Genomic DNA, 13,176 nt, shown 5'->3' with positions numbered 1-13,176 from the left:
CATTTTCCTTTCGTTGGCGCTTCAGTGCAGGATGGAGTTCGATTGGTAGTAGTGGGCGCCACGCAGGTTCTCGTGCTCCGGCAGGTCGAGCGTGCGCTGCGCGCCCGGCGGAGTCTGCAAGTCCAGGCCATTCTTGAGGATCGATTGCAGGCTCTTCCAACTCACGGCGTTGAGTTTGAGCGCATGCGGGCAGGCCGCTTCGAGGCGCGCGTTGCCGAACTCCTGTCCCAGCCGAAGCACACCCAGGCAACTGCGGAACGCCTGCTGCGGATGGCGCCGCTGGTGCAACAAGCGTTCGACCAGCGTGGTGCAGCGGGGGCCGATGGCAGTAGCCCGGCTGGTCAGTTTCTCCGCGCTCCAGCCTGCGACCTCGCGGTGGGTCCGCGGCATATGCATGTCAACCGTCGTGTGCCGGCCCTTGAAGGCGCAGTGGGCATGACTGGCCAGCCGCTGGCCGTGTCGGAAGATCTCGACCGTCGCTCCGGTGACGCGCACATCGACCTGCTCGCGTGCGTGTTGGTAAGGAACCGAGTAGTAGTGACCGTCGACCTCGACGTGGTAGTCAACGCCGACTCGGGCAAGCTTCCACTCGGCGTACTCATAGGGCTGTGCTGGCAAGGGGCGCAAGGCTGGTTGATCCATTTCGGCGAAGGCGCTGGCGCGGCTGCCGGGCAGCTTCTTGAACGGGCGTTGGTTCAGGGCGGTCAGCAGGGCACGCATCTCGCGGTTCAGTTCGCCAAGGCCGAAGAAGCGCTGATGGCGCAGGCGCGCCAGCACCCAGCGCGACATCACCAACACCGCATTCTCCACTTTCGATTTGTCCTTGGGGCGGCGTACGCGGGCCGGCAGCACAGCCACGCCGTAGTGGTTGGCAAGGTCCTGATAGGTCGGGTTAAGGTCCGGCTCGTAGCGCGACGCCTTGGTCACGCCGCTGCGCAGATTGTCCGGCACCCACAACTCGGTGCAACCGCCGAAGAAGTTCAGGGCACGCACATGGCTGGCGATCCAGTCGGGCAGTTGTTGGGACCAGGTCGCCTCGATGTAGGTGTAGTTCGACGCGCTATGGTCTTATGTACATGACGCGTCTAATGCGAACAGCTTTTTTATGTAAATCCGGCTGAGACGAGCGAGTGGCCGCGCTCGGTTGGAAGCGCGGCGTGTCCTCCATTTGGTTCACATAATCACAGCGACTTCAGGAATCGCAGAAGCGTCTCGGGTGGCTGGTACCGAGCTCGCTTCACATCTGGCGGATTCAACCGAGCGAGCGCGCGTTCCTTCATCTCGAGGTCCGCCTCGACGTACATGTGCGTCGTCGGGCTCTCGTGACCGAGCCACAACGCAATCTCAGTGGGCCATACACCGGACTGCAGCATCGCCATTGCGGTCGAATGCCTGATGCGGTGCGGGGATACCTTGACGTTAGCGAGTTCGGGATGCCGATCCGACGCTGCCTTGGTCGCCAGCTTCAGCCGCTGACAGACCGTGGCTCGGTTCATTGCATTGCCCTGACGTGTGGGCAGCAGCGGCGATCGTTCGGTCAGCTGCGGATTACGGCCAAGCCAGTCGCGAACATCTCGGGCTGTGCTCTTCCAGAGCGGCAGCGAACGCTGCTTGCGTCCCTTGCCATGCAGATGAATGAAGGATATCGGGCCAAGGATGACATCGCCGACCCGAACACCAACGATCTCCGATACCCGAGCGCCGGTGTTATAAAGCAAGGTCACCATCAGTCGATCTCGATGACCGAGCCAGCTCGCCGTCGAAATGTCCATGACTGCCAGCATTTGCTCCCTTGACAGGAATCCTATCATTGGTCTGTCGAAGCGTTTCATTGGAACCGCCAGCGCCTGCTCAATGACACGCAGGTTCGAGAGATCGCGACGAGCGGCGAATCGCAGGAACGACCGTATCGCCGCCAGCCGGATATTGCGACTGCGTACCGTGTTGTGGCGGTCTCGTTCCAGGTGCTCGAGGAAACTTGCCAGGAACTTCGCGTCAATGTCGGCCAACAGCAAGGCCGATGGCGACTTGCCGAGGTGTTGCTCGGCGAAATGCAACATAAGCAAGAAGGCATCGCGATAGGACGCTACGGTACTGGAGCTGAGCGCTCGTTGCTGCACCATGTAGTCAGTGAAGAACTCCTGCACCAGGCCGCCGAAGGTGGGCGAGACTGAGCTACGCATGACGAATCTCCTCCAATGCAAAATTCTCGAACCTCGCGCCCACCACCGACATCAGTTCCGGCGCCCCGCTGAGGTACCAGTAAGTGTCCGAGATGCTGGCATGACCAAGGTAAGTGCATAACCAGAGCACGGCATGATCGACGGTCGCTCCTGTCTCATACCATCGCAGCAATCGAGCCACGGCGAAACTGTGACGATAATTCCGAGGTCGGAATTAGAGGCAGATGCTCGCGGCGCGAATTATTCCGAGTACTTCTTACAGATAGCCGAGCCGTATGGCAAATCCCGTGGTTGGGAGTGCATGCGACTCGGCATAATCAGAGGCTCTTCAGAAACGCCAAGACACGATCCTCGGGCTGGTACCGCACCGGGCGCACACCGGCGCTCACGGTCTTCGCCAGAGCTAGTTCCTTCAACTTCAAATCGGCGTGCACGTACATTGCGGTCGTCTCCACTGATTCATGCCCAAGCCACAGGGCGAGAACGGAACGGCCAACGCCGTGCTGTAGCAGATCCATTGCCAGTGTGTGTCTCAGGCAGTGGGGCGTTATGTGCTTGCGAGCCAGTGAGGGGCAGTGACGCCGGGCGGTTGCCAGGTGTTTCGCAAGCACATATTGCAGTCCGTCATGGCTGAGTTCTGTGCCCCGGGCATTGGGGAAGACGGGATCATCGGGGGCGCCGTGACGCTCTCTCAACCAGCTACGCAGCACTGTGACAGTCTCCTTGCGCAGCGGCGTACAGCGGACCTTGCGCCCCTTTCCGAGACAACGGACGTGGGCGCCGGGGCCGAGTACGATGTCCTGGCAGCGGAGGCCGATGAGTTCGGCGGCACGCAGTCCCGTTTGCACCGCGAGCAGCAGCATTGCATGATCGCGTCGTCCAGTCCAGTTGTCTAAAACCGGTGCCGCCAGCAGCGCCTCAACTTCAACTCGTGTGAGGAACTCGATTGGACGCCGAGTGTAGCGTTTATTCGGCATACCGAGCACGCGCTGAGCCACCGCGCTGTATTGTGGCTCATGCAGCGCGACGTAACGGAAGAAGGAATGGATGGCTGCCAGGCGTACATTGCGGCTGCGGGCGCTGTTCTCACGTTCCTGTTCGAGATGGTCGAGGAACGAGCCGATTAAAGGCGCATCGAGTTCCGGCACCGTCAAGTCCGAAGGGGCCTTGTGAAGTCGTTCCTGTGCATAGTGCAGCAGCAGGCGAAAGGTGTCGCGATAGCTCAGAATGGTGTGTGGACTGGCTTGCCGCTGGCGCATCAGCCGATCGGTAAAAAACGCTTCCAGAAGAGCTGGGAAGCCGAATGTATCGTTCATGGCCGCTGTCCCCCCCTTGCTCCTTCCACCCTTCGCAACGCTTGTCGCAATAGCTGAGGAGTGGCGGTCAGGTACCAGTAGGTATCCGAGATATGCGTATGCCCGAGGTAGGTGGATAGTTCGGGCAGGTGCTTCTCGACGTCGATGCCGCGGCGATACCATCCGATCAGCGTGTTGATGGCTAACCGGTGGCGGAAGTCCAGCAGCCGGGGCCCTCGTGAGTCCCCCGCTTGGCGCAAGCCGATCTGGCGCGACAGGTTGACAAACGTGTAGCGTACGCTCCACTCGGTCAGACGAATGCCACGGTCGGACAGGAAGAAACTTGGGCTTTGTGGGTTGGGACACAGACGATCGCGCCGAGTGGCGTAGCGCTGCAGGGCACGTTGCGTGGAAGGATGGACCGGTAAGTAGCGCGACTTGCCGAACTTGGCGCCATGAATCGTCAATACTCCGCTCGCAAGATCCACTGCATCACGATCAAGCTGTAATGGCTCGTTGGTGCGCATGCCAGTAACCGCGTACAAGCCAAATAGCGTGGAATACGTGAGTGGCCGCAGCCCGATGATGGACGGCAGCTGTTGTGCCGCATGGATGAGGCGGATGACTTCCTCATCGCGGTATATGTACGGAGACGACCGGGCTTGTCGATAAGGGAGCAGGTCCGGCGGTGGCACAACGGTGCGCGGATCAGTTGCGCTGCAGTACTGCGCGAAACGGCGCACCATGCCGAGGCGATTCGCCCACTGCGCTTGTGCGCTCTCTGGCTGAGTGGCCCACTGCAATGCCAGCTCTGTCGTGATGTATGTGGCGCCGGCGTGTTCTGCAAAATCGACGAACCGTTGCAGCATTCGGCCTGTCAGACGTAGCTTGACTCCGAGGGCGCGGCGCACGCCAAGATACTCATTGAGGGAGGTTCGTAACGTGCTCATTAGACACCCCCCGGCCAAGGTTGCGCGATACCTCGCAGTGCCCGGATATCCACCTTTGCATAGATCTGCGTGGTGTCGGGTTGGACATGGCGTAGTAACTGACCGATCTCGTCCAGAGAAGCACCCTTACGCAACATGTTTGTGGCGAGCGAATGACGCAGCAGATGGGCTCCTTTGAATGCCGGATCGAACCCGGCACGCGCGAGCGCTCGGCGCACTACATCGCAAATGGCGGCGGATCCGGAGAATCCACATCGCGGTGCCTTCATGCGGACGAAGACGCGCCGCGTCGGGCAAGGAGGGCGAACGTAACGGAGATAATGAACCAGTGCCGAGCCGACATCTCGCGGCAGCGGCAATCGTTCTGGGCGGTCGCCTTTGCCGTGTACAACGAACTCGCCAGCCTGCCAGTCGAAATCATCCAGGGTCATCGCAACCACTTCGCCAGCGCGCAAACCGAGCCGGGCCAGAAACAGAAGGATCGTGAAGTCGCGCTGGCCTATCAGGGTTCCGCGGTCACAGCAGGTGAGCAGACGTTCGATCTGATCGCTCGTGAGCGAGATGGGTAGGTGCGACAACCGCCAGTTCGCGACGGTCGGCACCGCAGCAGCGAGATCCAAAGCGATGGCGCCTCGCTGATGCAGAAAGCGCAAAAAGCTACGCAACGCCGTGACCATCAACTTGGCATAGCTTCGTCGAACATGGCGAGCTCGTTCAAGAATAAACCGATGAATATCGTGCAGACGTAGTTCGTCAAGACACGGCTCCTGGCGCCTAAAACGGTGGACAAGAAAGCGTCGCACCGTGCGCAGGTAGTTCTCCACGGTAGCGGGCTTGAGCCCGCGCTCCGAACGGAGGAATCGCGCGAAGTCGCGCTCGATCAGACCCAATGCGGTGTCGTCGATCGACTCAGGAGGCATCGGTATGCAACCGAGCCCGCGCAGATATAGGAGCAGTTGCCAACCGGTGCGCTCATCGCCGCGCCTGGTGCCACGTCGGCGGTGGTATGCCAGAAACAGCCCAAGCCGTTCATCGTCGAGGTCGGTGACTTGCATCTTGCGACGCTGAAGCCAACCGCTGAGAGCAACGAGTAGTTGTAGCTTCGTCTGTACTGTTGACAGGGCATAACCCTGCCTTCCAAGGAACGTTGCGAATCCCTCAATATGGGCGCTCAACGGGCCCGCGCATGAACACGTCGCCCACGCTTTGCCAACACAGTGCCGCTCTGACATGGCCTGTCTCCTCCAAACTCCGGCAAACTCGCCAGCTATAGGAGACCACAGGATTATGCCGAGTCGCTGCCCCCCAAAACCACGGGATTTGCCATACGGCTCGGCTATCTGTAAGAAGTACTCGGAATAATTCGCGGCACGGAATTATGGCGCAGGTCCTGAATGCGCGGATGCGGGTAGTCCCCGCGTGCCTGCCAAGCCAATTGCCGACGCAGTTGGACGAAGACGCCTTGAACCGTCCTCTTCGGCAGGGCGCAGCCCGATTGCGACACGAAGAACGGCATGTCTGCACGGGTTTCGACACGCCGATCACGAAGTTGCCGGTATTCGTTGAGCGCTTGTATGACACTGCTGTGCAACGGCAGGCAACGCGGTTTTTTAAACTTGGTGTGACGCACGGTCAGACAAGCACGTCGCAAATCGACGTCCCCATCACGAAGGTTCAAGGCTTCTGAGAGCCGAAGCCCGACGGAGGCGATAAGGCCGAACAGCGTCCGGTAGGTCGCGGGTCGTACTCCGTCCAACGGGGGCAGGCGACCCGCCTGCTCGAGCAAATCGCACACTTCCTGCCCGGTGTAAATGTGCGGCGCTAAGCGTCGATGGCCTGGCCCGAAGGTGTGTAAGTCAGGGATCTCGGTGTCCGGCTGGAACTGGCGGTAGTATGCCGCGAAAGGTCGAACGACTTCCAGCCTGCGAGCCCAGGTCACCGGTCCGGTGCGCTTGACATGCTCGCGCGCCCAGCCGAGTTGCAGGTCGAGTGTCAGAGGCCCTTGATGCCCGCGGGCATCTGCGTACCTGGCAAAGCGCATCAGTTGCTGGCCGGTGATGCCCAATTCGAAGCCGAGCTGTCGGCGCTGCTTCAGATAGCGTTCGACAGCTGCCTGGATCGCGTTGTTGCCGGTGCTCATGTCACACCTCCTGGCCAGGGCATCGCCACGGCCGATAGGCGAACCATGTCGACCTTCGTGTAGATCATTGACGTGTCGAGCTCACGATGACGCAGCACATCGGCGACTTCCTTGAGGGTGCTTCCGCTGGCCAGCATCCGACTGGCCAGCGTGTGGCGCAAAATGTGTACCCTCGTATGGGGTAGTCCGCTGCGCCGATAGGCCTCGCGCACGATCTTGCGTAGCACCTCGGGACCGATCGGGGCATCGACCGGCGCGACATGGCGAACAAAGACTCGCCTGCTTGCCGTCGGAGGTCGCTCCGCGCGAAGATAGGTTGCGATGGCCTGGCCCGTGGTCTGCGGCAACGGCAGCACGTCTACTCGACGCGACTTATTCTTGGCGATGCGAAGCGTTCCCGCTTCCCAGTCGATGTCGTCCAGATCGATGGTGACAACTTCGCCGGCTCGCAGGCCCAGATCGACGAGACAGCGGACCATGGCGTAAGCGCGATGCCTGGATGGCAACCCTTGTGGGAAGGCGTCAAGCAGCTGCAAAACCTCCTGCTGCGACAGCGTCTGCGGCAATGCCGCCAAGCGCCGGTTCGCCGGTGATGTGATGACCGGCAGCAAGTGCACCACCGAGTCCCCCAGTGTTGCTCGATAGCGGAGATACGCGCGCAGCGTTCCCGCAACAACCTTTGCGCTGGCCGGACACAGTCGCCGAAGCTGTCTGTCGATGAACCGACGCAGTTCGTCCTGGGTAGGACAGATCGGCACGCGCGAGCCTGCACCGTGGCTCTGTTGCAGGAAGGCTCGCAGGATGTTGAGACGTTGCATTCGCGTGCTTCGCGCCAGTCCGCGAGCACGGTTCATGTATTCATCGAAGCGGCGAAGTTCATCGTCAATCGCAGAAACAATCTTGTCTTTACGCAGCACCCCGGCCTCATCCAGTGCGATGAGCAGATGCCGCAGTGCCGCTCGGATCGTGCGCGCGTGCCTTCGCACTGGCGGCGGACAGGTACAGTGCGGGAGGTGTTCAGCGATAAACCGCCGAACCGCATCGTCTGTGAGGTCGCACGCGGCAATCCGACGGCGTCGTATCCAGCGGGCGAAGTGAGCGATGCAGTACAAGTACATCCTTGCGGTGTGATCGGCGTAGCCTCGCCTGACGAGATGCTGCCAATAGCCACCGATGTACGGAGCGAGAACGCCGTCGCGCAGCCACGAGGCTGGTACAGCGTGAAGCGAAGGAAGCGTACCCATGACGGCTCCTGAAGTGGTATACCACGTGCAGGAGATCTCCTTTTTTATGTGAAGTCCAGTTCCGTCTGACTTGGCCGACGACCACGCTTGGTCTGCACGACCGCTGGACCGCATCGGTCAACGTCGCATAAAAAAGCTGTTCGCATTAGACGCGCCCAGAACGGCAACGAAGATCTGGGCCTGCTTGATCTCGCCAGTAGCACCGTCCGTCACGGCCACCGTCTGGCCGGCGTAGTCGATGAACAGCTTCTCTCCCGGCGTGTGGGTCTGGCGCATCGACAGCGACAGCCGCTGGCGCCAGCGCCGGTAGTGGTCGCAGAAGGCGCTGTACTGGAAGCCGTCCTCCTGCCCGGCCTTGTACTCCTGCCACAGCAATTCCAGTGTCACGCCCTTGCCGCGCAGTTCGTTGTGGACGCGCAGCCAGTCCGGCGCTGGTCGCTGCACCGAAGACGGCTCGCTGGGCGGGAACAGCAGCCGTTCCAGGGACGGTTCGTCCAACTCCGACGGCAGCGGATAACTCAGGCCCGCCAACTTGGCACGTGCCAAGTAATCGGACACGGTGGTCGGCGATACGCCAATGATGCGAGCGATTTCTCGCTTCGATCGGCTGTGGCCGAAATACAGCCGCAATACTTCTTGGATTTTACGCATGGATAACCTCTTGTTGGCCAACTGACACCACGGAAAAATCTGCCAGAGTGCCACGGTTATCCCGCGTTGCTACGCCCTTCTTGGCCGCCTCAAACTGTCCAGTTTGAGGCGGAATCAGTGTCCAGTTTGCGCTGGAATCGCCGTCCAGATTGCCGTGGAATCAGTGTCCAGTTTGCCGTGGAATGGGTGTCCAGTTTGGCGCGGAAAACGCAACCAGATCGACTGGCTTCCGATGGAGAGCGGCGGGATTCGCCCGACCCAAGGCAGGACCTTGGCCGTCATGCAAGTCTGCGGCGGCTCGCAGTCCTTCAATTCCGTGAACGCCCTGCGGGTGCTGGGCCGTTGGATGCGGATGGAATTGGACGACTGGATTCTGCTGCTCAGGCGCGCCGCGCAAACGCTGCGGCCGTTGGAGTCTCTTCGCCCCGGCGACAGCTGCTGACATGGCCGCCCGCATTCTAAACCGCTGACGCGGTAATGGTGGTCGGCTGGTGCCGGCAGCTCCGATATCGCGTTGGTGATCGGTTTCCCCTCGAGTGGGAGGGGATGGAAGCGCAGTTTCTGCTGCTTTCGTCACTTCGAGAGGAGACCATCATGACGGCACTACGTCGGCGCATGACCGAGGACATGCGCGTACGCAACCTCTCAAGCTCGAGACTCCCCTTGACATCGAGTTCGACAAGCTCAACGACGCTTTCGACTTCTTCCTGCCTCTTGCGGGTATCGAGCGCTCGCGGCGGTCGCTACCACGAGTGTGCTCCTGGACCGCTGAGCTTCCACCAAGTGCAACTGCCAGGCGTGCACCTCGTCCGGGCCTAGGAACTCAGGTGACCGCTTGAAATGCTAGGCAAACGCCTGAACGTACTGGAGGTAGGCACGCTGGGTATTGGCTGCGAGGGTCGTAAGCCACGAACTCGAACCCGTCGGTGGCGGCCACGAAGCGCGGCGCGTTCTTCCCAGTGCCCACCTCCGCGATCATCGCTTGCGCTTCCAGTGAACTTCGCCGCGGTTCAACTCCTCATCGCTTCGCGACAGCTTCAATTTGGTGATGGTCGCCTTGGGCGCGTCATAGGCCACCATCAGGTCGAAGGCGAAGGGGTCTCCCGAGCGAAAGGCTTCGCCACCAGGTCTCCCATCCAGTGATGTCTCGATCCCTGCGATGTTCATTTACGGTCTCGTCTTTTTGGTGTCCCCGGCTCAGGGCGGGCGCTGGCGCAACCGGCGCCAATAGTGTCAAAATTGTAACAAATGGTTGCCTCATGCCGCTTGCGCAGTTTGCCGTTCCGGCCCGCATGCGCTGTGGCCGCCGCTTCCCGTTTCATTGCCGCAACGGTGCTTCGCTCCAGTTCCTTCTCAGAACGGCACCAAGCCGGCCGTGAATCTTTGAGGACAGCCGCCGGGTCGTCGATATGGGTGACGCTGATGTGCGCCGAAAGGCGCCGAAGGGGGCGCAGGCGGGCGACTTCTGGGGGAATTTATGTGACGGGCATTGCGCTGCCAACGGCTGAGGTGTATAAAAGTTAGGAAGTTTATTGTTTTCTCATAAATTACCTAACTTCCCTACAACCATGGATCCGATCCTCAATCCATACGCCCCGGGCGCAGGAAGTCCTCCTCCAGAATTGGCAGGCCGCGGCGACGTGCGAGAAGCTGTCCGTATCTGCATAGAACGGCTCCGGCGTGGCCGGCATGCTAAGAGCGTATTGATGGTTGGTCTCCGGGGGGTTGGGAAAACGGTTCTACTCGATCAGATGAGACACGACGCCGAAGCCAGCGGCGCTCACACTGTTCGTATAGAAGCGCCGGAAAATAGATCGCTTCCGGCGATGCTCGCTCCGCAGTTGCGCCTCGCTCTGCTTCGACTGAGCCGGGTGGAGGCGGCCAAGGAATACGCGGTTCGGGGACTGCGAGCACTTGCCGGCTTCGCCAGCAAGCTGAAAGTCACATACAACGACATTGAAGTGGGGCTGGACTTTGACCCAGAGCCCGGTCTAGCGGACAACGGTGACCTGGAGGGCGATCTGACGGCCCTTTTGGAGCAGGTGGGGGAGGCCGCTAGGCAGGCTCAAACCGTGCTCGTCATCTTCATCGATGAACTGCAGTATGTGGAGGAAGGGCAGATGGCGGCGCTGATTTCGGCGCTGCATCGCTGTACTCAACGCCAGCTTCCCGTCACTGTCGTCGGCGCCGGATTGCCGCAATTGCGAGGTCGGATGGGTGAAGCGAAGTCATATGCGGAGAGGCTGTTTAACTTCCCGGAAATCGGACCTCTGGCTAGGCCTGACGCCACACAGGCGCTCGTGAAACCTGCAGAAGACGAAGGGGTTGCGCTTGAGCCAGAGGCGGTGGATCGTATCCTGGCGGAGACTAAGGGTTACCCTTACTTTTTGCAGGAATGGGGCAAACATGCTTGGGACGTAGCGCCCCAGAGTCCTATCACGGGCAACGACGTGGCAGGGGCCTCGACTGAAGCCATTGCTGCGCTAGACGAGAGCTTTTTCCGAGTTCGTTTTGATCGATTGACTCCAGCGGAGAAGCGGTATTTGAGGGCCATGGCAGAACTTGGGCCAGGCCCGCATCGCTCCGGCGATATCGCTCAGCAACTGGGTCGCAACGTGCAGTCGTTTGGTCCCACTCGCAGCAGCCTCATTCTAAAAGGCATGATATGGAGTCCCACACATGGGGACACGGCGTTCACTGTGCCGCTGTTTGATGAGTTCATGAAGCGAATCATGCCGGGTAACGAATGGGCGAACGGTCAAGCTGCTGAGCAGTGAGGCCTCTCGCAAGCTCCGCAAGACAAACATAGACGTCGCTATGATACGGAGCGCTTCTTGCGGGGCCGACTTGGCTCGCCAGAGGTGCGCATCGGTTGAAATATCAGCCCGCACCTTACGCGGCGCGTCATATTGTGCTGGCCGATGGCAGGTGGGGCGTGTTCCGCATGCGGAGGCGCATGTCAATTTCAGAAAGGGCCCCACGATGCTGACCAAGAATCTTTCGGTGGATTTTGAGCGCTTGCTCACGCTCATGATGCAACTCGTTCAGTCTCAGGCCGGGCAGCAGATTCCGACGAGCCAGTTTTGGATGAACGATGCGCAGGTGCTGGCCAGGAAGTTCTGCAACCACCTCGCCTCGCTGCGCCTCATTGCCCAACCCATCGAAATCGACATTGCCGGGTATGGCTTTGATCGCCACATCGACCACAGTTCCGTGATGATTCTCGCGCGCGCCGCGCTGGAAACCTACCTCACGTTCGCCTATATCTATGGCAGCAAGGATGCGCATGTCAGGCAGTTCCGCCACCTGATCTGGCGCCGCGCCGGCCTGCTCGACCGGCAGGAGTACCCCGCCCGCGAGTCGGAGCACCAGCAGAAGCTGGCAGACGAGAAGGCCACGATCGATCAGCTCCAGATCGAGATCGAAGCCCATGGCGTATGGCAGCAGTATTCCGACTCGGTGCGCAAGCGGGTCCTCAAGGGAGAATGGCGCGCCGGGCAGTCCTGGGTCGAAGTGGGGGTCGCGGCCGGTTTTCACCCAGTCTACATTCGCAACGTCTACAGTTTCCTCTGCGGTTACGCACATTCGAGCTGGCTCAGCATTCTGCAGATCCGTGATGCAAAAGCGCTGAACATTCAGGAGGCGATGGCCGCCAGGTTCGTGAGCGCAGCCCTCGTCTTCATGAGCTTCTTTGCACAGAGCTATGTCGGGCTCTTTCCACAGGCCGCGGCCGTTCTGACGAACAGTCCTGAAGCGGCCAACCTCGCAAAGAAGTGGCATCTGACTGCCGATCGCCTATCCACCCAATATGGCGCTGCGAACTGATCCTGGCGGCATGCCCTTGATCGGTTGCCCGCCATGCAGGCAACTTGGCTGGCCTCGGTCGTGGATACGCGAGGCAGAATCCCCCAAAGAGGGAATGCTAGGTAAACAACACGAGCAACGATGCCAGAGGACGCCTCTTCCCTCCACGGGCGGCTTTTTTTGAAGGACACTACCATGACGCAATCAGCTTGGACCCGCGACGGTCGGCCGCTGGATGCAGCAATCATCCCCAGCACCGAGTGGGAGGCGTTAAAGCGGGCGGCGCAGCTCGGCGACTTCGTGATGCCATGCTGCAAGGCGCCGGCGGTGCTCAAGACCAGCATCAACGGCCTGCCCTTCTTCGCCCACTTGTCGGACGAGTGCGCCACCGCGCCCGAGACGAAATGGCACAAGGCCGGCAAGGCGGCCGTCCTGGCCGCATTGGACGGCATGGGCATCGAGGGCCGCGACGAGGAGCCAGGAAGTTCACCGAGCGGCGACAAGTGGGAGGCCGATGTTCTCTTCTCGGTCCCCGGCCGCACCATCGTGATCGAACTGCAACGCTCCTACCAGCACCTGCGCGACTTCACGCGCCGGCAGCAGCGGTACACGGCCTCGGCCGTCGAGTGCTATTGGCTGGTCCGCAAGGAGACCTTCCTAACCTTGAGCAAGGCCACCTCCCGCCTGCTCTTGAAGCGCGACTTCGGCAACGTGTTTCCGCATGGCGGCATTGGCACCGGCATGCTGCCGGAACTGCCGGTGGCGATCCTGGACACCGAGGGCGCGCAACTGGTCCAGTTCGGCGACTTTAAGACCGCGGCGGTGCCGGCGTGGCTGGCCGGCATCCTCAAGGGCACCTACCAATATCGACGCGGCTCATGGAACCTCGGCTGACTGCGTCGGCCTCGG

Annotated in this window: 10 protein-coding genes and 3 pseudogenes; 4 read left to right on the top strand and 9 right to left on the bottom strand. The window is 60.7% G+C overall.

All coding sequences use genetic code 11. The features are described 5' to 3' along the window. Positions 1-21: 21 nt before the first annotated feature. The 8 genes and pseudogenes from istA to LPA45_RS33250 form a co-directional block, all read right to left on the bottom strand. Positions 22-1,059 (bottom strand): annotated as a pseudogene (gene istA / locus LPA45_RS33285) (IS21 family transposase); the annotation flags it as partial. Between the two features lie 122 nt (positions 1,060-1,181). Beyond that, positions 1,182-2,183, bottom strand: coding sequence for a tyrosine-type recombinase/integrase (locus LPA45_RS33280; protein ID WP_367395167.1), 1,002 nt, complete (start codon positions 2,181-2,183; stop codon positions 1,182-1,184). Positions 2,184-2,500: 317 nt separating this feature from the next. Beyond that, entirely contained in the window at positions 2,501-3,499 is a 999-nt protein-coding gene (locus tag LPA45_RS33275; RefSeq protein WP_367395166.1) for a tyrosine-type recombinase/integrase, read from the bottom strand. After that, complete coding sequence (locus tag LPA45_RS33270; protein WP_022535032.1) at positions 3,496-4,428, bottom strand: tyrosine-type recombinase/integrase; 933 nt, start codon at positions 4,426-4,428, stop codon at positions 3,496-3,498. Before LPA45_RS33270 ends, LPA45_RS33275 begins: the two co-directional genes overlap by 4 nt. Continuing rightward, complete coding sequence (locus LPA45_RS33265; protein ID WP_367395165.1) at positions 4,428-5,483, bottom strand: site-specific integrase; 1,056 nt, start codon at positions 5,481-5,483, stop codon at positions 4,428-4,430. Before LPA45_RS33265 ends, LPA45_RS33270 begins: the two co-directional genes overlap by 1 nt. A gap of 281 nt (positions 5,484-5,764) precedes the next feature. Next, a complete protein-coding gene (locus LPA45_RS33260) occupies positions 5,765-6,568 on the bottom strand; it encodes a tyrosine-type recombinase/integrase (RefSeq protein ID WP_367395164.1) in 804 nt (267 codons plus the stop codon). Then, positions 6,565-7,812: a tyrosine-type recombinase/integrase gene (locus LPA45_RS33255; RefSeq protein ID WP_367395163.1), complete on the bottom strand. Its 1,248-nt coding sequence runs from the start codon at positions 7,810-7,812 to the stop codon at positions 6,565-6,567. Before LPA45_RS33255 ends, LPA45_RS33260 begins: the two co-directional genes overlap by 4 nt. Before the next feature lie 144 nt (positions 7,813-7,956). Beyond that, positions 7,957-8,484, bottom strand: a pseudogene (locus LPA45_RS33250) (IS21 family transposase); the annotation flags it as partial. A 187-nt stretch (positions 8,485-8,671) separates the two neighbouring features. On the opposite strand from LPA45_RS33250, the pseudogene LPA45_RS33245 reads away from it, so the two are divergent. Then, positions 8,672-8,818, top strand: a pseudogene (locus LPA45_RS33245) (arsenical resistance protein ArsH); the annotation flags it as partial. Between the two features lie 620 nt (positions 8,819-9,438). Here the strand turns inward: LPA45_RS33245 and LPA45_RS33240 are convergent. Further along, positions 9,439-9,630: a hypothetical protein gene (locus LPA45_RS33240; RefSeq protein WP_367395162.1), complete on the bottom strand. Its 192-nt coding sequence runs from the start codon at positions 9,628-9,630 to the stop codon at positions 9,439-9,441. A gap of 401 nt (positions 9,631-10,031) precedes the next feature. On the opposite strand from LPA45_RS33240, the gene LPA45_RS33235 reads away from it, so the two are divergent. The 3 genes from LPA45_RS33235 to LPA45_RS33225 all read left to right on the top strand — a co-directional run bounded on the left by LPA45_RS33235 (position 10,032) and on the right by LPA45_RS33225 (position 13,161). Further along, a complete protein-coding gene (locus LPA45_RS33235) occupies positions 10,032-11,240 on the top strand; it encodes an ATP-binding protein (protein ID WP_367395161.1) in 1,209 nt (402 codons plus the stop codon). 205 nt (positions 11,241-11,445) lie between these two features. Continuing rightward, positions 11,446-12,288, top strand: a complete 843-nt coding sequence (locus LPA45_RS33230; RefSeq protein WP_367395160.1) for a DUF5677 domain-containing protein — start codon at positions 11,446-11,448, stop codon at positions 12,286-12,288. Positions 12,289-12,462: 174 nt separating this feature from the next. Further along, positions 12,463-13,161: a competence protein CoiA family protein gene (locus LPA45_RS33225; protein WP_367395350.1), complete on the top strand. Its 699-nt coding sequence runs from the start codon at positions 12,463-12,465 to the stop codon at positions 13,159-13,161. Positions 13,162-13,176: the final 15 nt, after the last annotated feature.

This window comes from Cupriavidus sp. Agwp_2 (assembly GCF_040784895.1).
Taxonomy (GTDB): domain Bacteria; phylum Pseudomonadota; class Gammaproteobacteria; order Burkholderiales; family Burkholderiaceae; genus Cupriavidus.
Note: the sequence above shows the minus strand (reverse complement) of the source record. Positions and strands in the feature narration are given on the sequence as shown.

Excerpts from the sequence above, each read along its gene's own strand:
- LPA45_RS33280 (WP_367395167.1), bottom strand. The coding sequence starts at position 2,183 with ATGCGTAGCTCAGTCTCGCCCACCTTCGGCGGCCTGGTGCAGGAGTTC.
- LPA45_RS33275 (WP_367395166.1), bottom strand. The coding sequence starts at position 3,499 with ATGAACGATACATTCGGCTTCCCAGCTCTTCTGGAAGCGTTTTTTACC.
- LPA45_RS33270 (WP_022535032.1), bottom strand. The coding sequence starts at position 4,428 with ATGAGCACGTTACGAACCTCCCTCAATGAGTATCTTGGCGTGCGCCGC.
- LPA45_RS33265 (WP_367395165.1), bottom strand. The coding sequence starts at position 5,483 with ATGCAAGTCACCGACCTCGACGATGAACGGCTTGGGCTGTTTCTGGCA.
- LPA45_RS33260 (WP_367395164.1), bottom strand. The coding sequence starts at position 6,568 with ATGAGCACCGGCAACAACGCGATCCAGGCAGCTGTCGAACGCTATCTG.
- LPA45_RS33255 (WP_367395163.1), bottom strand. The coding sequence starts at position 7,812 with ATGGGTACGCTTCCTTCGCTTCACGCTGTACCAGCCTCGTGGCTGCGC.
- LPA45_RS33240 (WP_367395162.1), bottom strand. The coding sequence starts at position 9,630 with ATGAACATCGCAGGGATCGAGACATCACTGGATGGGAGACCTGGTGGC.
- LPA45_RS33235 (WP_367395161.1), top strand. The coding sequence starts at position 10,032 with ATGGATCCGATCCTCAATCCATACGCCCCGGGCGCAGGAAGTCCTCCT.
- LPA45_RS33230 (WP_367395160.1), top strand. The coding sequence starts at position 11,446 with ATGCTGACCAAGAATCTTTCGGTGGATTTTGAGCGCTTGCTCACGCTC.
- LPA45_RS33225 (WP_367395350.1), top strand. The coding sequence starts at position 12,463 with ATGACGCAATCAGCTTGGACCCGCGACGGTCGGCCGCTGGATGCAGCA.